The following is a 25,408-nucleotide window of genomic DNA, read 5'->3' as shown; positions in this document are numbered from 1 at the left end:
ACCGATCGGGGTCCTTCCTCGCCCGTCCCGCAGCTCCATGGTCGCACCGAGCGGCCGCGATGCCGCCCCGTACGGCCCGGTCGATCCGGGCAGCCGGGCGCAGGCGTGGTCCAGGGCGGCACGGTGCATGTCCGCCCTGGACTCGAAGTGCCGGCAGAGCATCACACGGGTGATGTCCGCTTCGCCGACGACGTCCCCGCCATCCCCAGCAGGAGACGGCGGGAGGGGGGCGCGGGGTGCGAGAAGTGGCAGGCCCCGGCCCTCATCCCGGCCGTGATCCCAGATGCACCGACCAGTCCCGTTCCGCCTCCGGCTTGCCGTGCAGGTCGGGGACGCGCTTGAGCCAGTCCGGGCGGCCCTGCCGGGTCCGGGCCGCCCGGCGCGCGTTCTCCTCGGCCAGTTCCTCCGCGGCGGGGAAGTCGGTCGGCAGCCACGCCGGGGAGGCCCGCACGCGCGCGTGGAGATACCCCACGTACGCCTCGCGGGCCGCGTCGGGCGTCGCGAAGTCCGGGTCGTCGGCCAGCCAGGCGTCGGGCACCTCGGCGGTGACGGCCCGCAGCAGTTCCTCGGTCACCCGGGGAGCGAGTTCGGCGTCGGCGGCGCGGACGTCGGGCGCGTAGCGGCCGAGGGCGTGGTGGCGGAAGTCGTACGCCTTCGCCGGGTCGGAGGCGGCCCAGCGGTGGTGGAAGACGAGCGCGGCTCCGTGATCGATGAGCCACAGGCGCGGCGGGGCGACGCCGAGCGTCGGCCAGACCATCAGATTGGAGCTGTGCGTGGTCCGGTCCACGTTCACCGTGAGCGCGTCGAGCCAGACGATCCGCCCGGCCTCCACCGGATCGACGGGGAAGACCTCGGCGACCTCGGGCGTGAAGTCCCGCGCGCCCGACAGGTAGTCCATGCCGAGGTTGGTCCCCGCGCTGACGGAGTGCAGCTCCCGCACCTCCTGGTGGGGCTCGCCGTCGGCGATCGCCGGGTCGAAGTCCACCAGGACCAGCTCCGGAAAACGCAGCCCCAGGGCGCGGGCCAGCTCACCGACGATCACCTCGGCGACCAACGCCTTGCGCCCCTGCGCGGACCCCGTGAACTTGACGACGTACGTGCCGAGGTCGTCGGCCTCGACGAGCCCGGGCACGGAGCCGCCGGACCTCAGGGGCTCGATGTAACGGGTTGCGGTGACCTCGGTCAGCATTTCGCCAGGCTACGCGATCCCCTGACCTTGCAATCCATGACCTCCCCAAAACCCCCGTGTTCCGGGGAGTCGGCCACGATCAGCCCTGGGGAGAATCCGGGGAGTTCCGGCCGGCGCACTGATCTCCCTGCTCCCCGAGCAGTCCGTCGATCACGGTGCGCCCCTTGCTCCCGGCCTCCGGCATGAAGTGAGCATAGTAACCGAGCGTGATGGCCGGCGAGGAGTGCCCGAGCCATCGCGCCAACGTCACCACGGACTCCCCCGCCTCCAGCAGGATCGAGGCACAGGTGTGACGCAGTACGTGAAAACCGTCCTTCGGCGCCGCCTCCCACTGCCACGGCTTCGCCTCCCTGGCACGCGGCGGAATGATCCCGGCCCCGGCGAGCGCGGGCTTCCAGGTGTGGGGGTTCCACGTGTTCACGGCGATGGCGTTGCTGAAGCGCGTGGTGAGCACGAGGGAAAACTTCCTCGTCGGCCTGTCCGGCCCCGGCCTCCCCCAGGGAAGCTCCACCTCCACCGGCGGGAACATCTCAGTGAGTGTCTCGGCGCACCCGATAGCGCAGGTGAAGCACCCGGTTGCCCTGAATCACCACGTCAGGATCCTCCAACAGGTGCTGCGCGTGGACCGACCCGAAGTAGCGCTTGCCGGACCCGAACACGACGGGTACGACGTCCATGCGCACCTCGTCGATCAGGCCCGCGGCAAGCACCTGGCCACCGACGTCGCCGGCGGCGACCTCGACCATGCGGTCACCCGCAAGCTCCTGCGCCTTGGCCACGGCTGCCTCGACGTCGTTGACGAAGTGAAACGGCGCCACGGGGTCCCAGCCCTCGGGCTCCGGTCGGTGCGTCACGACGACCACGTGGTCGATCCCGCCCGGCGGCTTCCCGTCCCAGCCGTCCGTCAGGTCGAAGACGTGGCGGCCGACGATCGTGACTCCGATCTGGTCCCAGTACGGCCGGGTGTAGTCGTAGGACGTCTGCGACACCTTCAGCTCGCCGCTCTCGTCCAACGGGACGTCACCGCTGGACAACCAGTCGAACAGCGGTCCGGGCTGGTCATTCTCGTCCGCGACGAAGCCGTCCACCGACACCGAGCTGTACATGACCACCTTGCCCACGTGGCTCTCCTCTGCTTCGGGGTGCCCCAAATTAGCGTGTCGTGAGCTGTCGCTCTTGTAAGAAATCAATCGGCCGGCAGCGGCCGGCCGTCCAGAGGCGTACCCCGAAGCCGTCGCCCAGGCGCAGGCCGACTTCGCCGACCTCCAGAACGCCGACGACATCCCCCGCCCCCCGCCGAGTCCGCGTCCGGCGGCCGGACGACCCGCTCACCCCGACGCCAGCCGGACCATGATCAATCTCAGCGGCACTTTCTGTACCAACTACTCACATCCGCTCACGACGCCGGCCACCGCTGCTACTTCTCATCAACATTCCATGCCCCTGGACCCGCTGGGCGCTCTCCGAAGTGACCAAGAAGCGCTCTCGGTTTCTGCCTATGCAGCCACGACCGCACCGTGTGGTGTCCATCGGTGAGCAAGACGCAGAAGGCAGTGGTGCCCAGCCCTTCCTGGCGTCCGTACAACTGGGCGACGGCCTCCAGGCGCTCGTTGTGCCCACCTGGCAGAAGCCTTACCAGCCGTGATTCGAACTCCTCGGACGCCAGGCACTGTCCGGCAGGTCACGCCACGGGACACCGGTGCGGACCCGGAACAGGATCCCGTCGAGCACCCCGCGGTGGTCGCTCCACCGGCTTCCCCGGCCGCCCGTCGGCGGCAGATGCGGCTCCAGCAGCGACCACTCGCGATTCGTCGGATCCCCCCGACCCATACCCGAACCAACGAGCACCCGGTCAGAAAGTCACATGATCCGCCGGACAGTCCCTCATCCGCGGCCCGACAGGACGACGCCTCGGGCTCAGTGGCGCACGAGGGCCGCTTCGTCCCGGTCGATTCGCTCGCCGCGCACGGGCGGAGCGCCGCGCACGGCGCCGGCACTGGCCCGAGGGCTGAGGTCGAGGCGACGGAGCAGCTGGGCGTTCATCGCCACCACGACGGTGGACAGCGACATCAGCAGCGCACCCACGGCCATGGGCATGACGAAACCGACCGGGGCGAGCACGCCGACGGCCAGCGGCACGGAGATGAGGTTGTATCCGGCGGCCCACCACAGGTTCTGCTTCATCTTGCGGTACGAGGCGCGGGAGAGCTGGATGACCGACAGCACGGACCGCGGGTCGTCGGAGGCGAGGATGACTCCGGCGGAGGCGATCGCGACATCCGTGCCGGCACCGATGGCGATGCCGACGTCCGCCTGGGCGAGGGCCGGGGCGTCGTTGACCCCGTCGCCGACCATGGCGACCTTCAGCCCCTCCGCCTGGAGCTCCGCGACCTTGGCCGCCTTGTCCTCGGGCCGCACCCCGGCGAACACGCGGTCGATGCCCAGTTCCCCGGCGACGGTGGCGGCCACCGCACGGGCGTCGCCGGTGATCATCACGACCTGGGCGCCCGCTGCGTGCAGGGCGTCCACCGCCTCGCGGGACTCCGGCCGGATCTCGTCGGCCAGCCGCAGCGCACCGATCACCCGGCCGTCGGCGAGGACGTGCAGGATGATCGCGCCCTCCTTCCGCCACGCGTCGGCGACGGGCAACTCGTCGAGGCCGTGCTCCTCGAGGAGGTGGGGACCGCCCACGGCGATCACGGTGCCGTCCACCACCGCCCGCACCCCCACGGCCGGGGAGGAGGAGAAGTCGGTGGCCCCGGGCACCTCCAGCCCGCGCGTCCGTGCCGCCCCGACGACGGCCGTGGCCAGGGGGTGCTCGCTGTAGCTCTCCGCCGCGGCGGCCAGGGCCAGCACGTCGTCCTCGCCACGGCCGCCGGCGGGTTCGATCCCGGTCACCGTGGGCTCGCCCTTGGTCAAGGTGCCGGTCTTGTCGAACAGGACGGCGTCGACGGTGCGCATCGACTCCAGCGCCATGCGGTCCTTGACCAGCACCCCGCCCTTGGCGGCGCGCTCCGTGGCGATGGAGACCACCAGCGGGATCGCCAGACCCAGTGCGTGGGGGCAGGCGATGACCAGCACCGTGATCACGCGGATCCAGGCCTGCTCGGGCGTACCCAGCAGCAGCCAGGCGACCAAGGTGATCACGGCGGCGCCGAGGGCGAACCAGAACAGCCAGCCGGCGGCCTTGTCGGCCAGGCGCTGGGCGCGGGTGGAGGAGGACTGGGCCTCGGCGACCAGGCGCTGGATGCCCGCGAGGGCGGTGTCGTCCCCGACGGCGGAGATCCGCACCCGCAGTGCGCTGTCGGTGGCCACCGTGCCGGCGACGACCTGGTCGCCGACCCCGCGCCGCACCGGCCTGGACTCACCGGTGATCATCGACTCGTCGACGTCGGCCCCGCCGTCGACCACCTCGCCATCGGCCGGGACACGGCCGCCGGGGCGGACGATGACGACGTCACCGAGCCGGAGCTCCGACGGGGCGACAACGACGACGGTGTCGCCCTCGATCCTCTCCGCCTCGTCGGGCAGGAGTGCGGCGAGGGAGTCCAGGGCGGAGGAGGTCTGGGCGAGGGAGCGCATCTCGATCCAGTGACCGAGCAGCATGATCACGACCAGGAGGGCGAGCTCCCACCAGAACTCGAGCTCGTGGGACAGCACGCCGAGCGTGGCGCCCCAGGATGCGAGGAAGGCCACGGTGATGGCCATGCCGATCAGCAGCATCATCCCGGGCTTGCGGGCCTTGAGTTCACTGACGGCGCCGGTCAGGAACGGCCGGCCGCCCCAGACGTAGATCACGGTGCCCAGGACTGGCGAGACCCACGTGAGCCCGGGAACGTCCGGCAGGTCGTAGCCCAGGACCGTCGCGAACATCGGGCTGAGCAGCACGGTGGGAGCAGCGAGTGCGAGCATGATCCAGAAAAGTCGGCGGAACTGCCCGACATGGTCACCGTGACCGCCGTGACCTGTGTGAGACATGTCGTGACCGGGGTGCGGGTCCTGGCCCCCGTGGCCGTCGTGGACGTGCTCATGCATGGCGTCGGTGTCCACCCCGCCGTGCCGGTCGTGCTCGGGCACCGGGCCATGCGTGGCCTCCCGGGCGTGGCCCTGCCCCTCACCTTGTATGCCTGGGTGCGATCCGTGCTCGTGGTGGGGCGTGCTCATCGCTTCCTCTCCGGGCACCCCTGCGGTCGGGACACCCTGACTGATACCCTAGGGGGGTATCAATGCAGACCGTGCGTGAACCGTTCGTATTCCCGACCGGGCCCGAATTCATGATCTCCGTCGTCTCTTCGCGGATGGGCGGTTGGTGCAGCTCGGGGGCCGGTCGCCGCTTTCGGACGCCGTCCGCGCAGGTCCACGAGAGGCTGGGCAGGCCGGTCCGCCGGGGTGACGGCGGCCGGTAGGTACTCCCCGTGGAGGGTGTGCCGCTCGAAAAGTTGTCGCCGCATGGGGACGCTGGCACCCTCGGACACCACCGACAGGCGTGGCAGGTCCTCGGGGTCGCCGTACTGGTCACAGTGGTCGATGCGACGCTGGAGCTCGGCCGCGAGGCCGACCAGGGCGGCATGGATGTCGGTGACGTCGGCGCGGTACGTCACCGTCAGCAGCCCCTTCGTCCACTGGTAGGAGATCCGTTCAGCGTTGAGGACCAGGGCGTAGGCGCTGTGGTGCAGGAGCTGGGCGGTGAGAGTACGGAGGACCGTCGAGCTGCCACCGCCGCTGCCGGTGCAGGCCAGGTCGTGCGCGGCGATGTCCAAGTCGGCGGAGACGATGCAGCCACCGACATCGATCCTGCCGCCGGGTGCGGACTCGAGGGCCTTGGCCACCGGCTCAGGTGCCTTGGGCTCCTTGAAGAAGGCCTTTCAGCAGGCCACCACCCTGGCATCGATACGGCAGAGGCGAATACCGAGTCCTGCAGAACTTCTCGACGTCTCACCGCCGACCATGCACGAGCTCGTCAGGAACGCACGAGGCGGGCGATGGCGTTCGTCCTGACCGCGGGGCAGGCCGCGGACAGCCCGCAGTTCCTCCCCGTGCTGGGGAGGATACGGGTCCGCGGCCCCGTCGGCCGTCCTCGGACCCGACCGGAAGCGGTCGCCGGGGACGAGGCCTACTCGTCCCGCAGCAACCGCTTCCACCTGCGGAAACGCGGCATCAAGGCGGTCATCCCGGAGAAGGGGGACCAGACCGCGAACCGGGCGAAGAAGGGCGGCAAGGGTGGTCGGCCTGTCGGCCACGACGCCGACCTCTACAAGGAACGGAACACCGTCGAACGGCTGATCAACAAGTTCAAGGCCTGGCGGGGCATTGCCACGCGGTACGACAAGACCCCGGAAAGCTGCCTCGCCGGCCTCCACTTGCGGGCCTCGATGATCTGGATCAAAGACCTCACGCGGGCCACCTCTTGATCGCAACCCGATACGCGCCCTAGGGGCGTTCCGCTTGGCTGTACGGCCGGTGGAGCGCGGTCCAGGTGCGGCCGCCATCGGTGGATTCGTAGACGGTGTCGGTGCTGTCGGCGGCCAGCAGGTGCCGGGCGGTTGCGGCGGTGAGCACGGTGGGCTCGCCGCCGGTGGGCAGGCGGCCCTGTTCGGTCCATGTCTGGCCGCCGCGGCTGGTGACCACGCGGCCGTCCGCGGCCAGGGCGACCAGCAGCCCGGACTCCGGTTCGTCGACCGCCACCAGGGCACGCGGTGTCCTTGGTGAGTCGGGGCCAGGCGGCCTCGCGCAGCAGGCGCAGGCCGTTGAGGCCGACGATGACGGTGGAGCCCTCGTGTCCGGCGACGCCGAGGGGCAGCGGGAGGGCGCCGAGCAGGTCCCAGGCGACCAGGGCGGTGAGGAGATCGACCTCCGCCAGCGGCTCCAGGCGCAGCCCCACCCCAACACCGGAGACATTCCCCATGGGTGACCTCGCGACTGTACGCGCGCAAGAGTACGGCAAGGTGTACGACGAACTCCTCGGTGCCGCCGCCCGGCTCGACATGCTGCGGCACCCGGAGAGCGGGGGCGTCGCCCCTCACGCGACCGCGGCCCTGCACGCGGTCCGGTTCGCCGCCACCACCCTGTGGCCGACCGCCCCGAGCACCCCGCCGCCCGGGGCCGGACAAGGTCGTCAGCCCCCCGGGACATCTGCCCGGACACCGGACTGGCCCGCCTCTCCTACGGCCAGGCGCGCGCCCTGCTGGACGAGCACACCGCGGTGCGGGCCGGGAACGGGCTGGAACCTGAACGAGTACCGCCATTCAGCCCTGACCCACCTCGAAGAGCAGGGAGCCCCGCTGCTGATGCTCCTGGCGAAGTCCCGGCACAAGAAGCCGGAGAACGTCCGCCGCTACTGCAAGCCCTCCCCAGAGGCCATCGCCGAGGTCACCAGCCTGCTCGCCTCTGGCGGCAACAGGCGCTGACCCGTCGTGACGGCCTGGGCCGCCCAGGGGCCTGGAGGCATGGGCGGCGAGGAAACGGCCGACGGGCCGTTTGGCCCTGGTAGGAACTGTGTGCCCCCGCTCAGGAAGGCCGTTCGTCACCGACACTGGAGACAGGAGTTCCGCATCAGCCGAGGGAAGGTGATCGGGATGATGTGGTACGGCGGCTGGGGATGGGGCGCCTGGTTCCTCATGCTCGTGATCACGGTGCTGTTCTGGGCCGTGGTGGTCGCCGCGGTCATCGCACTCGTCCGCTACCTCACGGCCACCCACCGCGGCCACCAGCCCGGCCCGCCTCCCGCATCCGGTGAACCGGGGTGGGGCAGCAGGCGAGCGGAAGACCTGCTCGCCGAGCGGTTCGCCCGCGGGGAGATCGACGAGGAGGAGTACAAACGCCGCCTGGTGCTGCTGCGGGAGCACCGGTGAACGCGCAGCGGCGCCGCGGGGTGTGGCTGGTCATCGCCGGTGCGATCGCCGCGCTGGTCCTGGGCGTGGCCACGACGATATCGCTCGCCGCCATCGGCGCCTTCCGTGGACCCGCCCCGGCCGGCCGTACGGGGCCAGGGGCACGGTGCAGCCCACCCTCGCTGGCCGGCCAGGTGGTCGATGTGACCGTCGGCGACATGGGCGGGATGATGGGCGCCCCCCGCGGACACGTCCCGCCAGGCGGCGAACCCGGCGGGTCCGGCGGGTCCGGCATGGGCATGATGTGGCTGCGCGCCGCGCCGAGCACGGTTCCCGCCGGCACCGTGTCGCTGCGGGTGGTCAACGCCGGAGCCCCCACCCACGAGGTCGTCGTGCTGCCGCTGCGGGCCGGCCAGACCGTGGGCGAACGGCCGGTCGGCTCGGACGGGAAGGTCAGCGAGGCGGGCAGCCTGGGCGAGGCCTCGCGCAGCTGCGGCGGCGGCGCGGGCGACGGCATCACCTCCGGCACGGCGGGCTGGACCACTCTGCCCCTCCGCCCCGGCCGCTATGAGCTGGTGTGCAACATGCCCGGCCACTACGCGGCCGGCATGTACGACGAATTCGACGTCACCAGCCGGTAGGGCGCGCTCGACGGTCAGCCGCTCGGATGTGGACGCTCACTCCTCATCGACTGCTCAGCGCCAATGGCGGTTCCGTCGGTCCTACCGACGCCAATTGCATCGGAGGCGAAGAGACGACACCCGACCCGGAGGTCACCCCCGAACTGCGGGCGAGCGGTCCCACCAGGGACGTTGGACCTCGGCATCGGGCGGAACCACGACAGCCGTCACGTCGGCGCCTTTGTGGCTGCGTCACTCCATCGGGCGGTTGACCTGCGAAGACGCCCCCAGGTTCGCACCTGATGCGGAATTCTCGCATCAGACGCGACAGACGGAGAGTGATCGTGGGCGGGGACGGTCTCGTGCCGGGAGCTGCTCGACTGCCCCGGGGGTCGGCCCTCCCGGGGCAGAACACTCAGCCCGCCCGGGCGGCGGCGAGGTGGGCGTCCACGGCGACGACACCGTCGACGCCCTGGCAGAGCCCCACGACCACCGGAACGAGCCGCGGTTCCGGGACGTGCCCCCGAAGGGTGACGGCCCCGTCCCGGACCTCGACCGCGACGGTGCCCTCGCCCAGGCCGAGGAGGCGCCCCAGGACGTCCCGCTCGACCTCGCCGCGGATCTCGGCGTCGGAGCGGATGAAGGCGTCGAGCAGGTCGCTGCGGGTGACGATGCCGGTGAGGAGCCCGTCGTCGCCGACCACCGGCAGCTGCTTGACGTGCCGCCTGCGGAGTTCCCGCGCGGCCCGGGGGATCGTCCAGTCGGCGCGGGCGGTGAAGACGGGGCTGCTCATGAGCGCGCCCGCGGTCCGGGCCCGGGCCTTGCCCCAGGAGCGCTCGTCGTTTCCGTCCTGGCCCTGCGGATCGGGCAGGCCGGTCTCGTGTCGCAGCACGTCGGAGGCGGACACGACGCCGACGGGAGCGCCGTCCTCGTCGACGACCGGGGCCGCGACGATGTCGTTCGCGTCCAGCAGGGCGGCGACCTCCTGGAGTGGTGTGGCGGGGCGGAAGGTGACGACCTCCTCGGTCATCACGTCCCCGACCGTGCGGCGGTACAGCATGGCATCGGCCTCCTCCGCTGTGCGACGGTCTGCCCGGGCGGACCGCACGCGGCGCGCCGGCCTCCGCGCCCTTGCCGGCTCGTCCACGCCGTCCTCCCTCCCCATGACAGCACCGCACCGCTCCGGCGACCAGTGACGTTCGGCCTGGCGGGGAGGTCGGCGGTCCCACGGCCAGGAGTGCGGCCGAGCGCGCGGCAGATGCCAGCGACGCTGGACGCCTGGCCCGTGCGCTTGCCGAGGGGGACGATCAGGTAGCTTCCTGACCGCTCCCTCGGCGTCATTGAGCCGCGGGCTTCAGCCGCGAATACGCGCCCCCCGACATGCGGCCTCACCAGTCCCGAGGCCAGCCGGCGGGCATGAGACTCACCGCGCGGGGAGGTCCGCAGCGGGCGGACGCAGACACCCGCCGGATGTGCACCGTCTCGCCCACGGCCGCCTTGTCAGCAGCCGTCGCCTTCGGTGGCTTCCGCTGCCGTGCGCTGCGTTTTCTCCGGACTGTCGGTGTCACGCTCCCGCGCCGGGTTCCGGCACCGGCTTTCCCGGCGGGGTGAAGGCGGCCAGCACCGTGGCGGTGATGTGGGCGGCGGCGCGGTCGGAGGCGAGACGGCCGGCGCGGATCTCGTCGGCGGCGCTGTGCATGACCGAGTGCAGGACATTGACCAGCCAGGCGATCGGCAGGTCCGTGCGGAAGACCCCCTCGGCGCGGCCGCGGGCGACCAGTGTCTCCACCCGGGCGGCGGGGCCGCTGTGCAGCTCACGGATGCGCCCCGCGGGCAGTTCCCGCTGGGCGGCGACGAGCAAGGCCCGCGCCTCATCCACCGGATGCCAGCCGACCTCGACGTAACGCGCCAGCGCGACGAGCGGATCTCCGGACAGATCGATCGCGTCCAACGCCTCGTTACCCCGGTCGATGGCACGACTCATCGCCGCATCGACGACCTCCGCCTGCTCGGCCGACGCCCGGTCGCGGCGGGCATCTTCGTGATCGCGGTGGCCACGGCTTTGATGGTGGGGGTCTTCTTCCTCGGCTCCTTCTACCTCCAGAACCACCAGGGCCACGGCGCCCTGACGACCGGCGTGCTGTTCCTCCCGGTGGCGCTGCTGACCATGGCCGCCGCCACCGCCGCCGGCCGCGTGATCGGCCGCCTCGGGGCCCGGTCGCTGGCAGCGGTCGCCCTGCTCATCGCGGCCGCCGGATTCCTCGTCCCGGTGCTCTGGCCCGGGACTACCGCCGTGGTCGTCGGCGTGAGCGTCGCGGCGGCCGGCCTGGGCGCCCTGTTCGTGGTCGCCTCGGCCACCGCACTGGGCAGCGTCGCCCCGCACGAGGCCGGCGTGGCCTCCGGAATCGTCAGCACCTTCCACGAGTTCGGCGCCTCGGCCGGCGCCGCGACCGTCTCCAGCGCCGCAGCCGCCGGCATCGCCGCCCACACCGGCACCCAAGCCACCTCCGGCTTCGACGACGCGTTCCTCGTGGCCACGGGCGTGGCCGCACTCTCCGCCGTCATCGCCCTGTGGCTGGTCCCGCCCCAAAACGAGTAGGCCAAGCAGCACATGGCCTCCGGGCCGGGCGCGGACTCCATGCCGCCGTGTCGACGAAGGTCAGGCGCTGGGGGCCGAACAGCACTGCCCTCTGCCCGAACGGCGGCTGGGGAAGGTGGACGGCATCCAGCGTGACCTTCTAGGTGGACAACTTGACGACGTAGGTGCCGAGGTCGTCGGCCTCGACGAGCCCGGGCACGGAGCCGCCGGACCGCAAGGGCACGAGATAGCGGGTGGCGGTGACTTCAGACAGCATCTCCCCAGGCTGTACGGGGGCTATACGGGGCCGAGCCGCAGAGTTTCCGAGCGTCGGCGGCGGTCGGTGTCAGGTGCGGGGTGCTCGGTCGAGGCCGGTGAGCGCGCGTCCCATGCGTGCGAGCGCCCGGCGCAGGATCGCCGGTGAGGTCGCGAAGTTGAGACGTACGCATCCCGCGCCGCCGGTGCCGAAGACGTGCCCGGAGCTGAGGGCGACGCGAGCCTCGTCCAGGAACATCCTCGCCGGTCCGGCGAGGTCGCTGACGACGCCCGGTCCGTCGGCCGGACCGTCGTCGTGCAGTCCGAGCCCGGTGCAGTCCAGCCAGGCGAGGTAGGTGCCCTGGGGCGGGACGTACCCCACGCCGGGGAGGTGTTCGTCGATCAGCTTGCCCAGCAGGCTCCGGTTGTCGTCGAGTCCGAGCAGGAGTTCGTCGAGCCAGTCGGTGCCGTCGCGGAACGCCGCGGTGTGGGCGAGGACGCCCAGGTGGCTGGGGCCGTGGCCGACCTCTTCGGGCATGCGTCGAAGGTCGTCCGCGGCCTCGGTGCCGGCGATGGCCACGGCGGCCTTGAGGCCGGCCAGGTTCCACGCCTTGGACGCGGAGGTCAGGGCGAACCCGTTCTCGGAGCCGGGGACGCTGAGAAACGGTGTGAAGACGGCTCCCGGCAGCACCAGCGGGGCGTGGATCTCGTCGGAGACCACCCGGACACCGTGCCGGCGGGCGAGCGCGGCGATCGCTTCGAGCTCCGCGCGGGTGTGGACGACACCGGTCGGATTGTGCGGGTTGCTCATCAGGAAGGCCGCGCGGCGACCGTGTCGCCGTGCGCGTATGAAGGCGTCTTCGAGGTCGGCGAGGTCGATCCGCCGGTCGGGGCCCAGGCGGGCCTCGACGACGTCCCGGCCGTCGTGCGCGACGAACGCGTAGAACGGCGGGTAGACGGGTGAGCAGACGACGACCGCGTCGCCGGGGCCGGTGATGAGGCGGAGGACCTCGACGATGCCCAGCATGACGTCGGGCACGATCGCGGTGTTCTCCACCCGCAGGCCCTCCCACCGCCATCGCGCGGCGGCGAAGTCGGCGAGGGCTTCGGCGTAAGCGGTGCCGTACGGGTATCCGGTGTCCCCCAGGTCGACGGCCCGGTGCAGCGCGTCGGCGACGGCGGGGGCCAGGGGGACGTCCATCTCCGCCACCCAGAGCGGGAGGACGTCCTCGGGGTGCGTGCGCCACTTCATGCTGGTGCGCTGCCGCAACTGGTCCAGGGACAGCCTGGCCAGCGGGTCGGTGCGGTCGCCGTCCCCGGGCTCGGGCTCGGAGGGTGAGTGGTGCGTGGCCTCGCTCATGCGTAGCTCCCCTCGCCCGGGAGGACCGGGCCTGTGTGGTGACCGTGCGATCGTCCTGCTGGACAGTACTCCGTTTCCCCCGCGTGCCGGCCGGGAGAACTGACGGGGCGAGCGGTCGCCGGACCGGCTGCCGGTGGACGCCTGGCAGCCGGTGTGATCGGCCCTCCCTGGCCGGTCGTCCGGCGAGCCGGTGCCACCGTGTCCGGCAGCCGCACCCGCGCCCGGGTCCCGCCGGCTCCGTGCGGGACGGGTGGCGCGGTCCTCCGGGACCGGAACCGAGGGGCATGACCGAGTCGATGACCCGGTCAAAGCCCAGGATGCCGGGGAGCTCGCGCAGGTCCGGCGGCCCGCCTGGCCGAACGGTGCGGCCTGCCCGGTCTGGTCCGGGAGAAGGTCCGCCTGACCGAACGCCGGCCCGGGCAGGACGGCTTCACGCAACTGTTCACCGCACTGCATGCGCCACCGCACCCCGTCCGACGCGCCTTGACCGACTCGCCCGCAAGGGCCCGAGAGAACCGACAGGCGCCACCGATAGGCGCCACGGACATAGCCGGACAGTGCCACATGGAGGTGAGCCACATTGCGGCGTCCAGTTCGTCATCGCCGACGACGGCTGTCCCTGATCACCCCACCGCCACAGACAGGCGCCACCGATGGGCGCCACAGACATAGCCGGACAGTGCCACATGGGGGTGAGCCACATTGTGGCGTCCAGGTGGCGTGAAACACACTGCCCGGACGTCGCTCAGGAACCGAATCCGTGATGGACCCCTGGGGCGTATCCGTCGTCGCATTGAGGAGCCATACGGCCATGCGTAGATCCGTTCTTCTTCCCGCCACCGCGGCCGCGATCGCCGCCGCGTTCACCGCTGCGTGCTCCAGCCCGGGCAGCAGCACCGCCTCCGAGTCGAAGGAGGTGAAGGTCGCCCTCGTCACCTCCACCAGTGGGCCGCTGGCCTCCTACGGCGAGCAGTACCTGCAAGGCTTCGAAGCCGGCCTCGACCACGCCACCGAAGGCACCGGCGCCGTCGACGGCATCAAGGTCACCGTGCTGAAGGACGACGACGCCGGTGATCCGGCCAAGGGCGTCTCCCTGGCCAAGAAGCGCATCGGCCAGGGGGTGCCGATCATCGCCGGCACCGCGGCCTCCGGGGTGGCCACCCAGATCGCCCCGGTGGCGGCGCAGAACAAGACGCTGTACATCAGCGGACCCGCGGCCACCGACGCGGTCACCGGCGTCAACCGCTACACCTTCCGCTCCGGACGTCAGACCTACCAGGACGTGACGACCGCCAAGCACATCCTGGGCGACTCCCGGGGCAAGAAGGTCGTCGTCCTGGCCCAGGACAGCGCCTTCGGGCAGGCCAACGCCGAGGCCGTCAAGTCCGTGCTGGGCACCGGCGGCACCACGGTGACCTCGGTGCTGGCGCCGCCCAGCGCCACCGATCTGACCCCCGTGGCGAGCAAGGTCAAGGCGGCCGAGCCGGACATGGTCTTCGTCGCCTGGGCGGGAGACACCGCCCAGTCGATGTGGTCCACCCTGGACCAGCAGGGCGTGCTGGATGCCGCCACCGTCGTCACCGGCCTGGACATCCGGGCCAGTTACCCGGTCTTCGGCAAGGCCCGCGAGAAGGTCACCCTGCTGGCCCACTACGTGCCCGAGGCCACCAGCACGCCGGAGGCCGAGGCCATGCGGGCGTACTTCGCGAAGAAGAAGTGGGACGAGGACCTGTTCTCGCCGGACGGCTTCAACGCCGCCCAGATGGTCGTCGAGGCCATCAAGGCCGGTGGAGCGGACGGGGACACCGACGCCATGATCAAGGCCCTGGAGGGCTTCACCTTCTCCGGGGTCAAGGGGAAGAACACCGTACGGGCGGGCGACCACGCACTGCTGCAGCCCACCTTCCAGGCGAAGTTCGCCTCGGCCGACCACCCGGAGGTGTCAAGGACCTTCCCCGCCGAGCAGGTCGCGCCCGCCGAGAAGAAGATCGGCTGACGCATGACGCCCGTACTGCAACTGGACCGGCTCAGCTGGTCGGTCGGTGGCGCCGGCATCATCAACGAGGTGTCCCTCGCCGTGCGCGAGGGAGAACTGCTGGCCGTCATCGGCCCCAACGGGGCCGGAAAGACCTCCCTGTTCAACCTCGTCTCCGGCCTGACCTCTCCGACCGGCGGCACCATCCGCCTCGACGGTCACGACATCACCTCCCTGCCGCCGCACCGGCGTTCTCGCCGGGGCATCGGGCGGACCTTCCAGTCGTCCTCGGTCTTTTCGACCATGACGGTGGCCGAACACGTGGAGCTGGCCGCCCGGTCCGCCGGGGTGCGCCGTGTGAGCGCGGCCGACGTGACGGGGGTGCTGGCCCGGGTTCGCCTGGCCGACCGCGGCGCCGATCTCGCGGCCGGCCTGTCCCACGGCGACAAGCGCAAACTCGAGTTGGCGATGCTTCTCGCGCCCACCCTCGCCGGCGGCTCGGCCGGAGCGCGGTTGATGCTGCTCGACGAGCCGATGGCGGGTGTGGCCGCGGAGGAGACCGGCGAACTCACCGACCTCATCCGTTCGCTGCACCGCGACGAGGGCCGGACCGTGATGCTCGTCGAGCATCACATGGAAGTGGTACTCGGCCTGGCCGACCGGGTCGCCGTCATGCACCACGGACAACTGCTCGCCGCCGCGGCACCGGCCGAGGTCATGGCGAACGCGACCGTCCAGCAGGCCTACCTGGGAGACGAGCTCTGATGTCATCTCCACCGATACTCACCGTCAGCGGCCTCGAAGTGAACATCGCCGGGTCGCACATCCTCAAGGGCATCAGTTTCGACGTCCCGGCCTCCGGGGTGACCGCCCTGCTGGGGCGCAACGGCGTCGGCAAGACCACCACGATCCGCGCGGTCCTCGGACTGCTGCCCGACGGCGGACAGGTGAGCGCGGGCCGCGTCACTTTCGACGGCCACGACATCACCGCCGAACCCACCCACCGCACGGTACGCCGCGGCATCGGATACGCCCCCGAGGACCGCGGGATCTTCGCCGGCCTGACCGTCGCCGAGAACCTCGCCCTGGCCGAACGCCCGGGCAGCGCCCACCACTACGACCTCGTGCACGATCTGTTCCCCGAACTCGCCACCCGCAGCGGCCAGCGCGCCGGCACCCTGTCCGGCGGCCAGCAGCAGATGGTCGCCCTCGCCCGGACCCTGCTCAACGACAACGCTCTGGTCATCGTGGACGAACCCACCAAGGGCCTGGCTCCCCGCGTGGTCACCGAGGCCGCCGAGGTCCTGGAGCGCGCCGCGGAGCGGGTGCCGCTCCTGCTGGTCGAACAGAACCTCGCCGTCGTCCGCCGACTGGCTCGCAGCGCCGTCGTGCTGGACGCCGGACAGGTGGTGCACACCGGTGACGCGCGCGAACTGCTCGCGGACACGGAGCGGACGACCGCGCTGCTGGGTGTCGGCAGCCACTCGAAGAACGGAGCCGCCTGATGGACACCCTCGTCCTGCTCACCCTGACCGGTCTCGGCCTGGGGGCCCTGTACTTCCTCATCGCTTCCGGTCTGGCCCTGATCTTCGGGCTGATGGACGTGCTGAACTTCGCGCACGGCGCGTTCCTCACCGTCGCCGGCTACACCGCCTGGCTCACCGCCGAGGCGGTCGGCGGGGTTCCGGGGCTGCTGCTGGCAGCCGTGGTGGGAACGGCCACCGGCCTCGCCCTGGCGGTGGTGGTGGAGCTGGTTCTCATCCGGCGGCTGTACGGCCGGGTCAAGGAGCAGATCCTGGTCACCGTCGGGCTCTCACTGGCCATTCCGGCGGCGGTACAGACCATCTGGGGCGCCGACGCCCGCGCCTTCCCGGTGCCGGACGCGCTGAGCGGCACCGTCGGGGTGCTCGGCGCCCAGGTGCCCGTCAACCGCTTCCTGCTGATCGCGGTGGCGGTACTCGTTCTCTTCGGCGTCCAGATGTTCCTGTCCCGTACCCGCTACGGGCTCATCGTCCGCGCCGGGGTCGAGGACCGGGCGATGGTGACGGCGCTGGGCATCGACGTCACCCGGGCCTTCACCCTCGTCTTCGCGCTCGGCGGTGCCCTGGCGGGGCTCGCCGGCGTGCTGGGCGGAATCTACTTCAGCTCGCTCTCCCCCCATCAGGGAACGTCGCTGCTCATCTTCGCCTTCGTCGTCGTGATCATCGGTGGCCTCGGCTCGATCACCGGCGTCGCGCTGTCCGCACTCAGCGTGGGCCTGGTGCAGCAGTACGCCAACTACTACGCGGGCGGCTACGGCGACCTCGCCGTCATCATCCTGCTCGCCGCCGTGGTGCTGGCCCGGCCGAAGGCCGGCACCGACTCGCCGCTGCAGCGGCTGCGGCGCGCGTTCACCGCACCCCGGGCACAATCCGCAGGAGGCACGGCATGACCGCCACCCGTACCCCGCAGGCGACCCCCGCCGCACCGGTGAAGCGGTCCGCAGCACCGCGGGCCGGGCGTCTGCGGCGGGTCCGGTCGGTGACCGTCCCGGCCGCCGTGCTGCTGGTGCTCGCGCTGCTGCCGTACTCGGCGGTGGACATCCCCGTACTCCTCGACGGCCCGGTCAACTCCCCGGGATCACTGCAGCTGTTCGCGCTCTGCCTGGTCTTCGGCGCGCTCGCGCTCGGCTACGACCTGATGTTCGGCCGCACCGGACTGCTGTCCTTCGGCCACGCCCTGTACATCGCCGGCGGCGCCTACGGCACGCAGCTGGCCATGGCCGAACTCGGCCTCGGTCTGCTGCCCGCCGCCCTGCTCACCCTGGTTCTCGGCACTGTGGCCGCCCTCGTCCTCGGCGCCATCTCGTTGCGCACGCTCGCCCTCGGCGGCGTCGGCTTCGCCATGGTCACCCTGGCCTTCGCCCAGGCGGGCGCGATCTGGGTGGAGCGCAACCCCGGCGGTCTCACCGGCGGCGAGGAGGGCCTGCCACTGCACACCGACGGGGTGCCGGCAGCGCTGGTCGGCGTGCAGAACACCGCCAACATCTACTGGCTCGCCCTCGGCTACCTGGCCCTGGTCGCCACCGTCGTGTGGATCGCCACCGCCCGCCCGGTCGGCCGCGTCTGGCAGGGGATCCGCGACAACGAACAGCGCGTCGCGGTCCTCGGCCGCAGCCCGTTCGCCTACAAGCTCGGCGCCTTCACCCTCGCTTCCGCACTCGCCCTTCTCGGCGGCGTGCTGCACCTCTTGGTCACCGCGGGCGCCACTCCGCACACCTCCACCTCGGAGTTCACGCTCACCCTGCTGGTCATGGCGGTGCTGGGCGGTAGCGGCACCCGCTGGGGGCCGATCGTCGGCGGGGTGCTCTTCACCTACCTCGACCAGCGGCTCGGTGGCTGGAACCTCGGCGTGGAGCCCATGCTGATTCTGGGTGCGCTCTTCATCATCGCCGTCTACGCGGCCCCCGGCGGCATCGTCGCCCTGGGCCGGAGGAGGAGTTCGTGACCGTGCCCACCCGAGGCATCATGCAGAGTCTCACCGCCCCGGTGGACGGCGGTGAACTCGCCGTCACCCGGTGGCCGGGCGACGGCCCGCCGGTCATCGCGCTGCACGGCATCACCGCCAACTCCCTGGCCTTCGCCGCCGTGGCCGAAGCGTTGCCCGACGCCGATTTCTACGCTCCCGACCTGCGGGGCCGAGCCGCCAGCGCGGCTCTGCCCGGTCCGTACGGCCTGGCCGCCCACGTCCGCGACATCCTCGCGCTGCTCGACCACCTCGGCCGGCGGCAGGCGGTGCTCCTCGGCCACTCCATGGGCGCTTTCGTCGCCGCCCTGGCCGCCGCCCGGCACCCGGAGCGCTTCCCGCGCGTGGTCCTGGTCGACGGCGGCCTGGGTTTTCCCGCCCCCCCGGGCACCACCATCGACGAGCTGCTGCAGGCCGTCATCGGCCCGGCGATGGACCGGCTGTCGATGACCTTCGAAGACCGAGAGGCCTACCTCGAGTTCTTCCGGGCCCACCCCGCGCTCGCCCCGCACTGGAGCCCACAGGTGGCCGCCTACGTCGACCGCGACCTCACAGGTCGCTCACCCGAGCTGCGCAGCAGCTGCGTACTCGACGCGGTACGCGCGGACGGCGCCGACGTGCTCAGTGACCCCGAAACCCTGGCCGCCATCCATCAGCCACATGTGCACGGCGCCCTGCTCTGGGCCGAACGCGGCCTGCTCGACGAACCGCAGGCCCTCTACGATCCGGGTCGTATCGCCGCGGCTGCCCTTGACCCCGACCGGATGCCCGCCCGGTGTATCGGCGACACCAACCACTACTCGATCCTGTTCCCGCCGGCCGTCGGCGAGGTCGCGACCGCCGTGCGGGCCTCGACGCACACTTCGGGCAGGTGGTGAGGCGCGCCGGTTGTGGGCGCCCGGTCGGCGGCCCTCTATCACGTTCGGTGGTGACAGGGGGTCACGTCGGCCGAGGAGGACGCGGTGGCGGAGGAGCGGGAAGCCTGTCCGCCCGTACGTCTGCCGCGCGATCAGCTCGGTCCTGGGGGTGACGCCTCCGGTCCCACCGTTGTGGTACGGGAGCGTGAACGCGGCGGTCACGGCGTCACGGTCCCGCTCCGGACCGCGGGTGAAGGCGTGCGGGTGCGGCAGGTCGGCCGCGTGGACCTGGGCGTTCCAGAGCTCGAGCGTGTCGGCGCTTCCTGGGCGGGGCTTCAGCGGAACCGTCCCGGCACACGGCCTCGGTGCCCGGATGCTCGCGCAGCCGCGCCTGAAGTGCGTCGGCCGTGCGGCCGGGCAGCACGGCCGACGCGCTCATGGCTCTCGGCGTCGGTCACCGACGTGGCACAGCGGTGCCGCCGGCACGGGGCGAAGTCGTCGACGCCGGTCGCCCGGGGCACCCGCCCGGTGGGCCACGGGACCCGCAGCAGGGCGCGCAGGGCCGTGTGACGCGACAGGCGCACCGCGAGTGCCGTCGGCAGGCGTGCCCCGCCCGGCCCGGCCCGCCGACTCCTTGACCACGGGCTTGACCTGCCTGGTCGAACGGGCTGTACGCCGTCGGTGCCGCTCCGGAATCCGGGCGCCTGCCCGCGGAAGGTGTGGCGGCGGCCGCGCGTGGGACACCCCAGGCGCCGCACCCGGAGACGGACCACTACCCGCCGCCCGTCCACGGGCGCGTCGGCCACGGCCCGCAGATGACAGCCGTGCGCACGTCATGACCAGCTCCGACGCAGGGCACGTTCTCTCCCTGCACTCCTCTCCCGGTTCGGCCCTACTCCTTCAGGCCCACCGCCCCGACGGCGTGGCCCTGCTCGTGGGTGACGGCCGCGGAGTCGGGGTCCGGACGCCAGTCGGCAGACCTGACCAGGCCCGGTTCGACCAGACGCAGCCCCTGCAGGAAGCTCCCGATGTGCTCGGGCGAGCGCAGGTGGTACGTGTTGACGGACTGCGCGTTGTACGCCTCGACGGCCGCCTGGAGTCGCTCGTCGGTGGCCGTGCCGTCGCTCAGGGCCACATGGCTGCCCGGTGGCAACGCGTCGATCAGCTCGGCCATGATCCGCTCGGGCCCCTCCTCGTCCGAGACCTGGCCCATGATGTTGAGCAGCATCAGGCCGATGGGCCGGTCGAAGTCCAGTGTGCGGGCCGCCTGGGTGAGGATCTTCCGCGGATCGCGCACATCGGCGTCGAGGTAGGCGCACTTTCCTTCCGGCGTACTGCGCAGCAAGGCGTCGGCGTGGGCGAGGACGATGGGGTCGTTGTCCACGTAGACGATCTTGCTTTCCGGCGCGATGTCCTGGGCGACCTCGTGGGTGTTGTTGGCGGTGGGCAACCCGGTGCCGATGTCGAGGAACTGGCGGATCCCGGCGTCGCGCGCCAGGAACCGCACCGCTCGCACCAGGAAGCGCCGTTGCACGCGGGCGACGGCCGCGAACTCGGGGAAGTTCTGGAGGATCAGGTCACCGGCCTGACTGTCCACCGGGTAGTGGTTCTTCCCGCCGAGCAGGTAGTCCCACACACGCGCCGAGTGGGGTCGATCGGTCTGCAGCCCGCTGCCCCGGGCTCCTCGGTCAGTCATGATCGAAGCATGACACACAGCGGCCTTCGGAGCTCTCAACTTCCGTGTTCGAGCTCGGTGTTGGACTCACAGCGCCGGTCGCCGGACCCAGCTCAGTGGCCGTGCAGCGGGTTCTGGGCGAGGTGGTGCAGGCTCAGGGCGACTTGGATCTCCAGGGCCTTGCCGGGCGTGTTCCAGTCGGGGCCGAGGAGTTGGGCGACCCGGTCGAGGCGTTGGACCACGGTGTTGACGTGGACGTGCAGGGCGTCCTTGGCTCTGGCGAGGCTGGCGCCGTGGTCGTAGTAGGCGCTGAGGGTGCGGGCGAGTTCGGTGCCGCGCTGGGCGTCGTAGGCGAGTACGGGGCCCAGGACGCGGTCCACGTATCCGTGGATGTCCGCCCGGTCGCCGAGGAGCACCCCTAGGAAGCCGAGGTCGGCCAGGCCGGCGCCGGTGCCGGTGCGGCCGAGCGCTTCGAGGGCTTCGAGGCAGCGGCGTGCCTCGTCGTAGGTGTCGGGGAGGTGTTCGGGGCCCGTGCCGGGGCCCGCTGCTCCGACGGTGATGGGGGTGCCCAGGCCCCGGGAGAGGCCTTGGGCGAGTTCCTGGGCGAGGGGGCCCGGAGCCGAGGTGGGTGCCAGCAGGACGGTGTGCCCGTTGCGGGTGCCGGCCAGGCCGCCGAGCGTGCGGGCACGGCGTGCCGCCTCGATCAGCAGGCGTGAGCGCAGGTCCGGGTCGCAGTTGAGGACGAGCACCGCGTGCGGCTGGGCGAGATTGATGTCCAGTTTTCTGGCACGCAGCGTCAGACTGCCGATGTTGCGGTGGCTTCCGGGGGATTGGGCGGTGAGCAGGTCGTCGAGGAGTTCGCCGCGCACCCGGTCCTCGGCCTCGGCCACGGACCGGCGCAGGAGCAGCAGGAGGGCGGTGACCATGCCGGCCCGTTCGAACAGACGCCGGTCGGCGTCGGTGAGATCGGCCCGGTCGGTGAGCACCAGGCTGCCGAGGAGTTCCGGGCCCGCCAGGACGGCGCACACCCAGTTGCCGTCGACGGGGACGGCCCGTCCGCCTCGGCGGGAGGCTTCGATCCCCTGCTCGGGCGGGCGGACCGGGCCGGTTCCCAGGCGGGCGAGTTCGGTGCCGTCCGCGTCGTGAACGGCCAGGCCGCCGCCGAGGAGGGCGGCGATCTCGCGGGTGACGTCGTCGACGTCGCCGCCTCTGAGGACCAGGTCGGTGAGCCGGTCGTGGGCGTCGGCCGCGCGGTGCAGGTCTTCGCTGTGGGCCCGGGCCGTTTCGTTGGCGGCGTTCAGCTCGACCAGCGCGGAGCGGGTCTCCTCCAGCAGTCGCGCGCCGTCGATGGCCACGGCGGCGTGGTCGGCCAGGGAGGAGAGCAGGGCGATGGCCTCGGGGGTGAAGTCGCGCGGAGCGCGGTCTCCGGCGAACAGGACGCCGATCACGCGCCGGCCGACGCGCAGGGGCACGCCGAGGATGCCGCGCAGGCCCTCCTCGTCGACTCCCTCGTCGATGGTTCCGGTGTGCTTGAAACGGCGGTCGGTGCGGTAGTCGGTGCTCGCGTAGGGGCGGGCGGTCTGCGCGACCAGACCACCGAGCCCCTCCCCCATGGCGAGGCGCAGTTGCTGGAACTTGGCGGAGACCGAGCCGGCGGTCACCCGCATGAACGTGTCGTCGGCCGTGGGGTCGTTCAGGGTCATGTACGCGGTGTCGGTGCCCAGCAGGGTTCTGGCCCGGTGCACGATGGCCCGCAGTACGGCGTCCAGGTCGCGCAGTGCGGCCAGGTCGCTCGCGGTGTCGAAGAGGGCGGCGAGTTCGGCCTCCCGGCGTCGGCGCTGGGCCAGGGTCCGGTGGATGTCCAGTGCGGTCCGGGTGGCCTCGTCGATGACGGCCTGCTCGCTCGGGTCGGCTCCGGCCGCGCGGGCCCGGGCCGCGGGCTGGGCCAGGTGTTCGACGGGTGCGTCGGCGGCGAGCAGGTCGAGGAGCTGCCGGAGTGCGGCCGTCGTCGTGTGGGAGGGGTCGCTGCCGACGGTCGCGGGGCTCACGGGGTGCATGGGGCAGTCCTCCCTCCAGCTGCGCGGCTGGTGTGTGGACGGGCTGTGGTGGCCTGCGTGGCGGGCACGGTGTCTGCGGACGGGCATGCCGCGGTCCGCCCGTATTCTCCTTCACGGGGCGGACCGCGACACGGTGGCCTCTGGGCCCTTGGGCCTCTGGGCCCTTGGGCCTCTGGGCCTCTGGACTTCTAGACCCGGTCGGTGCCGGTGAGCGATGCCTCCTGCCGCTGCTGCTTCGCCGGCTCGTCCGCGATCGAGACGGTCAGGTCACGGCCGCGGGTCTCCTTGATGACGACGGCGGTGATGGCGGTGACCACCGCGGAGGCACAGACGTACACCGCGATGGGCGTCCAGGACTCGTAACGCCTGAGGAGCTCGACGGCGATGATGGGGGCGAGAGCGCCGGCGACGATGGAGGCGAGCTGTGAGCCCACGGAGGCCCCGGAGTAGCGGACCTTGGTGTCGAACATCTCGGAGACGAAGGCGGCCTGCGGCCCGTACATGGCGCCGTGGAGCAGCAGGCCCACGGTGACCGAGAGGGTGATCACGGTGAAGGACTCCGTGTCGACCATGGAGAAGAAGACGAAGATCCACACGGCCATGCCGACTGCGCCGATCAGCGTCACGGGCCTGCGGCCGATGCGGTCGGAGAGCGCCCCCCACAGCGGGATGGTGACGAAGTGGACGGCGGAGGCGATCAGGACCGCGTTCAGCGCGGTGCTCTTCGGCAGCTCCAGGTGGGTGGTGACGTAGACCAGCAGGAAGGAGGTCACGATGTAGTAGGAGATGTTCTCGCCGAACCGGACACCGATGGCCCCGAGCACCTCACGCCAGCTGCGGCGGAAGACCTCGATGACGGGCGCCTCGTCCTTGACCCCCTTGGCGGCGTCCGCTTCGGCCTTGGCCTGGGCGGCGAGGAAGACCGGCGATTCGGACACCGAGATGCGGATCCACAGTCCGACCACGACCAGGACGCCGGAGAGCAGGAAGGGGATGCGCCAGCCCCAGGAAAGGAACGCCTCCTCGGACTGAATGGTGGCCAGCAGCGCGAGAACGGCGGTGGCCAGCAGGTTGCCGGCGGGGACGCCGCACTGCGGCCAGGAGGCCCAGAAACCGCGGTGCTTTTCGCCTCCGTGCTCGGAGACGATCAGCACGGCGCCGCCCCATTCGCCGCCCAGGGCGAAGCCCTGGATCAGGCGCAGGACGGTGAGCAGGATCGGGGCGCCGACGCCGATGCTGCCGTAGGTGGGCAGCAGACCCATGGCGAAGGTGGCGCCGCCCATCATCAGCAGGCTGAGCACGAGCAGCTTCTTACGGCCGATCTTGTCGCCGTAGTGCCCGAAGACCATGCCGCCGATCGGCCGGGCCAGGAACCCGATCGCGTAGGTCATGAAGGCGAGCAGCGTGCCCACCAGCGGGTCGCTGCTGGGGAAGAAGAGGGTGTTGAACACCAGCGCGGCGGCGGAGCCGTAGAGGAAGAAGTCGTACCACTCGACGGTGGTGCCGATCAGGCTCGCCCCGACGATGCGGGCGATGCCGCCGGAGCGGGGCTCGTCCGGCTTGGCGGTTGTGGTCTCGGACATGGGTTCACCGATTCTCGGGTGAGGTGCGGGGACAGGCGTGGGGGGCAGTCATGGGGACGAGGGCGGCGCAGGAGCGGCGCCCGGGGTGCGGCGGGTCAGTTGGCTCCCCAGCCGCCGTCGAGGGGCAGTGAGGTTCCGGTGATGTAGCTGCTGTGGTCGGCGCACAGCCACAGCGCGGCCGCGGCGACCTCCTCCGCCTCCAGCAGGCGTTTGATGGGTGAGCGGGTCAGCAGCACATCGGTCAGGACGTCGTCGGGGCTGATTCCGTGCGCGGCGGCCTGGTCGCGGATCTGGTTCTCGACCAGGGGGGTACGGACGTAGCCGGGGTTGATGCAGTTGCTGGTCACACCGTGGGCGGCACCCTCGAGCGCGGCCACCTTGCTCAGGCCCTCCAGCGCGTGTTTGGCGGCCACGTAGGCGGACTTGTAGGCGCTGGCCCGCAGTCCGTGGACGCTGGAGAGGTTGATCAGCCGTCCCCAGCCCTGCGCGTACATGTGCGGCAGGCTGCGGCGCATCAGCAGGAAGGGGGCGGTGACCATCACCTGCTGGATGAGGGCGAACCGTTCCGGCGGGAACTCGGTCAGGGGCGCCACGTGCTGCAGGCCGGCGTTGTTGACCAGGATGTCGACCTCGGTCGGCAGTGCCTCGATCGCGGCCGGGTCGGCCAGGTCGACGACGTGCGCCTCGCCCCCGATCTCGGCGGCGACCTCCTTGGCCGAATCGGCGTCCCGGTCGACCACGTGCACGGTGGCACCCGCGGCGGCCAGCGCCGTGGCGCACGCCTTGCCGATGCCGCTGCCGCCACCGGTGACCAGAGCGGCCCGGGACGTCAGGTCCACGCCGGCGCCGGTCGGCGCCGAGTGGTCGGTGGGAGGAGGGAATTCGCTTGTCATGGCCGGAAACAGTACGGACACCACCCAGACAC

General features: G+C 71.6%; 23 protein-coding genes and 5 pseudogenes. 12 read left to right on the top strand and 16 right to left on the bottom strand.

Annotated elements, in window-relative coordinates; all coding sequences use genetic code 11:
* Positions 1 to 262 precede the first annotated feature (262 nt).
* From AB0I73_RS08180 to AB0I73_RS08155, 6 genes and pseudogenes are all read right to left on the bottom strand, one after another.
* Complete coding sequence (locus AB0I73_RS08180; RefSeq protein ID WP_363034969.1) at positions 263 to 1,189, bottom strand: HipA family kinase; 927 nt, start codon at positions 1,187 to 1,189, stop codon at positions 263 to 265.
* A gap of 79 nt (positions 1,190 to 1,268) precedes the next feature.
* Positions 1,269 to 1,643, bottom strand: a complete 375-nt coding sequence (locus AB0I73_RS08175) for a tyrosine-type recombinase/integrase (protein WP_363034967.1) — start codon at positions 1,641 to 1,643, stop codon at positions 1,269 to 1,271.
* Positions 1,644 to 1,719: 76 nt separating this feature from the next.
* Positions 1,720 to 2,310 (bottom strand): dihydrofolate reductase family protein, encoded by a 591-nt coding sequence (locus AB0I73_RS08170; protein ID WP_363034965.1) that lies wholly within the window; start codon positions 2,308 to 2,310, stop codon positions 1,720 to 1,722.
* Positions 2,311 to 2,848: 538 nt separating this feature from the next.
* Positions 2,849 to 3,019: pseudogene (locus AB0I73_RS08165) on the bottom strand (transposase); the annotation flags it as partial.
* 87 nt (positions 3,020 to 3,106) lie between these two features.
* A complete protein-coding gene (locus tag AB0I73_RS08160) occupies positions 3,107 to 5,266 on the bottom strand; it encodes a heavy metal translocating P-type ATPase (protein WP_363034963.1) in 2,160 nt (719 codons plus the stop codon).
* Between the two features lie 146 nt (positions 5,267 to 5,412).
* On the bottom strand, positions 5,413 to 6,018 hold the full coding sequence (locus AB0I73_RS08155; protein ID WP_363035060.1) for a hypothetical protein: 606 nt from the start codon (positions 6,016 to 6,018) through the stop codon (positions 5,413 to 5,415).
* Between the two features lie 135 nt (positions 6,019 to 6,153).
* On the opposite strand from AB0I73_RS08155, the pseudogene AB0I73_RS08150 reads away from it, so the two are divergent.
* A pseudogene (locus tag AB0I73_RS08150) lies at positions 6,154 to 6,600 on the top strand (transposase); the annotation flags it as partial.
* A gap of 19 nt (positions 6,601 to 6,619) precedes the next feature.
* Here AB0I73_RS08150 and AB0I73_RS08145 read toward each other — a convergent pair.
* Together AB0I73_RS08145 and AB0I73_RS08140 are read right to left on the bottom strand one after the other, a co-directional pair.
* The gene (locus AB0I73_RS08145) at positions 6,620 to 6,874 is read right to left on the bottom strand and encodes a hypothetical protein (RefSeq protein WP_363035058.1); all 255 of its coding nucleotides are present in this window, start codon (positions 6,872 to 6,874) and stop codon (positions 6,620 to 6,622) included.
* A gap of 25 nt (positions 6,875 to 6,899) precedes the next feature.
* Positions 6,900 to 7,031: pseudogene (locus AB0I73_RS08140) on the bottom strand (cation transporter P-type ATPase D); the annotation flags it as partial.
* Here AB0I73_RS08140 and AB0I73_RS08135 point away from each other — a divergent pair.
* From AB0I73_RS08135 to AB0I73_RS08120, 4 genes and pseudogenes are all read left to right on the top strand, one after another.
* Positions 6,966 to 7,100, top strand: a complete 135-nt coding sequence (locus tag AB0I73_RS08135; RefSeq protein ID WP_363035056.1) for a hypothetical protein — start codon at positions 6,966 to 6,968, stop codon at positions 7,098 to 7,100. The pseudogene AB0I73_RS08140 and the gene AB0I73_RS08135 sit on opposite strands and share 66 nt — an antisense overlap.
* A gap of 207 nt (positions 7,101 to 7,307) precedes the next feature.
* A pseudogene (locus AB0I73_RS08130) lies at positions 7,308 to 7,596 on the top strand (site-specific integrase); the annotation flags it as partial.
* Positions 7,597 to 7,764: 168 nt separating this feature from the next.
* Positions 7,765 to 8,040, top strand: coding sequence for a hypothetical protein (locus tag AB0I73_RS08125; protein ID WP_363034961.1), 276 nt, complete (start codon positions 7,765 to 7,767; stop codon positions 8,038 to 8,040).
* A complete protein-coding gene (locus AB0I73_RS08120; RefSeq protein ID WP_363034960.1) occupies positions 8,037 to 8,660 on the top strand; it encodes a sulfocyanin-like copper-binding protein in 624 nt (207 codons plus the stop codon). The genes AB0I73_RS08125 and AB0I73_RS08120 overlap by 4 nt, the downstream gene beginning before the upstream one ends.
* A 394-nt stretch (positions 8,661 to 9,054) precedes the next feature.
* Here the strand turns inward: AB0I73_RS08120 and AB0I73_RS08115 are convergent, their stop codons facing one another.
* Together AB0I73_RS08115 and AB0I73_RS08110 are read right to left on the bottom strand one after the other, a co-directional pair.
* Positions 9,055 to 9,699: a CBS domain-containing protein gene (locus AB0I73_RS08115; protein WP_363034958.1), complete on the bottom strand. Its 645-nt coding sequence runs from the start codon at positions 9,697 to 9,699 to the stop codon at positions 9,055 to 9,057.
* A gap of 504 nt (positions 9,700 to 10,203) precedes the next feature.
* Positions 10,204 to 10,623: a hypothetical protein gene (locus AB0I73_RS08110; protein WP_363035054.1), complete on the bottom strand. Its 420-nt coding sequence runs from the start codon at positions 10,621 to 10,623 to the stop codon at positions 10,204 to 10,206.
* Between AB0I73_RS08110 and AB0I73_RS08105 the strand changes: the two genes are divergently transcribed.
* Positions 10,522 to 11,238: an MFS transporter gene (locus AB0I73_RS08105; protein ID WP_363034956.1), complete on the top strand. Its 717-nt coding sequence runs from the start codon at positions 10,522 to 10,524 to the stop codon at positions 11,236 to 11,238. The genes AB0I73_RS08110 and AB0I73_RS08105 overlap by 102 nt on opposite strands.
* A 325-nt stretch (positions 11,239 to 11,563) precedes the next feature.
* Here the strand turns inward: AB0I73_RS08105 and AB0I73_RS08100 are convergent, their stop codons facing one another.
* Positions 11,564 to 12,832 (bottom strand): aminotransferase class I/II-fold pyridoxal phosphate-dependent enzyme, encoded by a 1,269-nt coding sequence (locus tag AB0I73_RS08100; protein WP_363034954.1) that lies wholly within the window; start codon positions 12,830 to 12,832, stop codon positions 11,564 to 11,566.
* An 811-nt stretch (positions 12,833 to 13,643) separates the two neighbouring features.
* Between AB0I73_RS08100 and AB0I73_RS08095 the strand changes: the two genes are divergently transcribed.
* Genes AB0I73_RS08095 through AB0I73_RS08070 form a run of 6 tightly spaced genes read left to right on the top strand, consistent with a single transcriptional unit; the run spans position 13,644 to position 19,189 of the window.
* On the top strand, positions 13,644 to 14,828 hold the full coding sequence (locus AB0I73_RS08095; RefSeq protein WP_363034952.1) for a substrate-binding domain-containing protein: 1,185 nt from the start codon (positions 13,644 to 13,646) through the stop codon (positions 14,826 to 14,828).
* Between the two features lie 3 nt (positions 14,829 to 14,831).
* Entirely contained in the window at positions 14,832 to 15,572 is a 741-nt protein-coding gene (locus AB0I73_RS08090; protein ID WP_363034950.1) for an ABC transporter ATP-binding protein, read from the top strand.
* A complete protein-coding gene (locus AB0I73_RS08085) occupies positions 15,572 to 16,312 on the top strand; it encodes an ABC transporter ATP-binding protein (RefSeq protein ID WP_363034948.1) in 741 nt (246 codons plus the stop codon). Before AB0I73_RS08090 ends, AB0I73_RS08085 begins: the two co-directional genes overlap by 1 nt.
* Positions 16,312 to 17,238 (top strand): branched-chain amino acid ABC transporter permease, encoded by a 927-nt coding sequence (locus AB0I73_RS08080; RefSeq protein ID WP_363034946.1) that lies wholly within the window; start codon positions 16,312 to 16,314, stop codon positions 17,236 to 17,238. Before AB0I73_RS08085 ends, AB0I73_RS08080 begins: the two co-directional genes overlap by 1 nt.
* Positions 17,235 to 18,293 (top strand): branched-chain amino acid ABC transporter permease, encoded by a 1,059-nt coding sequence (locus AB0I73_RS08075; RefSeq protein ID WP_363034944.1) that lies wholly within the window; start codon positions 17,235 to 17,237, stop codon positions 18,291 to 18,293. Before AB0I73_RS08080 ends, AB0I73_RS08075 begins: the two co-directional genes overlap by 4 nt.
* A 20-nt stretch (positions 18,294 to 18,313) precedes the next feature.
* Positions 18,314 to 19,189 (top strand): alpha/beta fold hydrolase, encoded by an 876-nt coding sequence (locus AB0I73_RS08070; protein ID WP_363035046.1) that lies wholly within the window; start codon positions 18,314 to 18,316, stop codon positions 19,187 to 19,189.
* Positions 19,190 to 19,258: 69 nt separating this feature from the next.
* Here the strand turns inward: AB0I73_RS08070 and AB0I73_RS08065 are convergent.
* The 5 genes and pseudogenes from AB0I73_RS08065 to AB0I73_RS08045 all read right to left on the bottom strand — a co-directional run.
* Positions 19,259 to 20,013 (bottom strand): annotated as a pseudogene (locus AB0I73_RS08065) (hypothetical protein); the annotation flags it as partial.
* Positions 20,014 to 20,060: 47 nt separating this feature from the next.
* On the bottom strand, positions 20,061 to 20,864 hold the full coding sequence (locus AB0I73_RS08060; RefSeq protein WP_363034942.1) for an SAM-dependent methyltransferase: 804 nt from the start codon (positions 20,862 to 20,864) through the stop codon (positions 20,061 to 20,063).
* 92 nt (positions 20,865 to 20,956) lie between these two features.
* Positions 20,957 to 22,900, bottom strand: coding sequence for a GAF domain-containing protein (locus AB0I73_RS08055; RefSeq protein ID WP_363034940.1), 1,944 nt, complete (start codon positions 22,898 to 22,900; stop codon positions 20,957 to 20,959).
* 188 nt (positions 22,901 to 23,088) lie between these two features.
* Positions 23,089 to 24,483 carry an MFS transporter gene (locus tag AB0I73_RS08050; RefSeq protein WP_363034938.1) on the bottom strand — a complete coding sequence of 465 codons (1,395 nt, stop codon included), beginning with the start codon at positions 24,481 to 24,483 and terminating at the stop codon, positions 23,089 to 23,091.
* Positions 24,484 to 24,578: 95 nt separating this feature from the next.
* Positions 24,579 to 25,376, bottom strand: coding sequence for a 3-hydroxybutyrate dehydrogenase (locus AB0I73_RS08045; RefSeq protein ID WP_363034936.1), 798 nt, complete (start codon positions 25,374 to 25,376; stop codon positions 24,579 to 24,581).
* Between the last annotated feature and the right edge of the window lie 32 nt (positions 25,377 to 25,408).

Origin of the sequence: Streptomyces sp. NPDC050388, from assembly GCF_040655635.1 — a bacterium.
Taxonomy (GTDB): domain Bacteria; phylum Actinomycetota; class Actinomycetes; order Streptomycetales; family Streptomycetaceae; genus Streptomyces.
The sequence above is the reverse complement of the archived record's forward strand: the minus strand, read 5'-3'. Positions and strand labels throughout refer to the sequence as shown.

What these genes read in the sequence shown, in the direction of transcription:
- AB0I73_RS08180 (WP_363034969.1), bottom strand. Translation starts at nt 1,189, where the DNA reads ATGCTGACCGAGGTCACCGCAACCCGTTACATCGAGCCCCTGAGGTCC.
- AB0I73_RS08125 (WP_363034961.1), top strand. Translation starts at nt 7,765, where the DNA reads ATGATGTGGTACGGCGGCTGGGGATGGGGCGCCTGGTTCCTCATGCTC.
- AB0I73_RS08115 (WP_363034958.1), bottom strand. Translation starts at nt 9,699, where the DNA reads ATGCTGTACCGCCGCACGGTCGGGGACGTGATGACCGAGGAGGTCGTC.
- AB0I73_RS08105 (WP_363034956.1), top strand. Translation starts at nt 10,522, where the DNA reads ATGCCAGCCGACCTCGACGTAACGCGCCAGCGCGACGAGCGGATCTCC.
- AB0I73_RS08110 (WP_363035054.1), bottom strand. Translation starts at nt 10,623, where the DNA reads ATGAGTCGTGCCATCGACCGGGGTAACGAGGCGTTGGACGCGATCGAT.
- AB0I73_RS08100 (WP_363034954.1), bottom strand. Translation starts at nt 12,832, where the DNA reads ATGAGCGAGGCCACGCACCACTCACCCTCCGAGCCCGAGCCCGGGGAC.
- AB0I73_RS08095 (WP_363034952.1), top strand. Translation starts at nt 13,644, where the DNA reads ATGCGTAGATCCGTTCTTCTTCCCGCCACCGCGGCCGCGATCGCCGCC.
- AB0I73_RS08090 (WP_363034950.1), top strand. Translation starts at nt 14,832, where the DNA reads ATGACGCCCGTACTGCAACTGGACCGGCTCAGCTGGTCGGTCGGTGGC.
- AB0I73_RS08085 (WP_363034948.1), top strand. Translation starts at nt 15,572, where the DNA reads ATGTCATCTCCACCGATACTCACCGTCAGCGGCCTCGAAGTGAACATC.
- AB0I73_RS08080 (WP_363034946.1), top strand. Translation starts at nt 16,312, where the DNA reads ATGGACACCCTCGTCCTGCTCACCCTGACCGGTCTCGGCCTGGGGGCC.
- AB0I73_RS08075 (WP_363034944.1), top strand. Translation starts at nt 17,235, where the DNA reads ATGACCGCCACCCGTACCCCGCAGGCGACCCCCGCCGCACCGGTGAAG.
- AB0I73_RS08070 (WP_363035046.1), top strand. Translation starts at nt 18,314, where the DNA reads ATGCAGAGTCTCACCGCCCCGGTGGACGGCGGTGAACTCGCCGTCACC.
- AB0I73_RS08060 (WP_363034942.1), bottom strand. Translation starts at nt 20,864, where the DNA reads ATGACTGACCGAGGAGCCCGGGGCAGCGGGCTGCAGACCGATCGACCC.
- AB0I73_RS08055 (WP_363034940.1), bottom strand. Translation starts at nt 22,900, where the DNA reads ATGCACCCCGTGAGCCCCGCGACCGTCGGCAGCGACCCCTCCCACACG.
- AB0I73_RS08050 (WP_363034938.1), bottom strand. Translation starts at nt 24,483, where the DNA reads ATGTCCGAGACCACAACCGCCAAGCCGGACGAGCCCCGCTCCGGCGGC.
- AB0I73_RS08045 (WP_363034936.1), bottom strand. Translation starts at nt 25,376, where the DNA reads ATGACAAGCGAATTCCCTCCTCCCACCGACCACTCGGCGCCGACCGGC.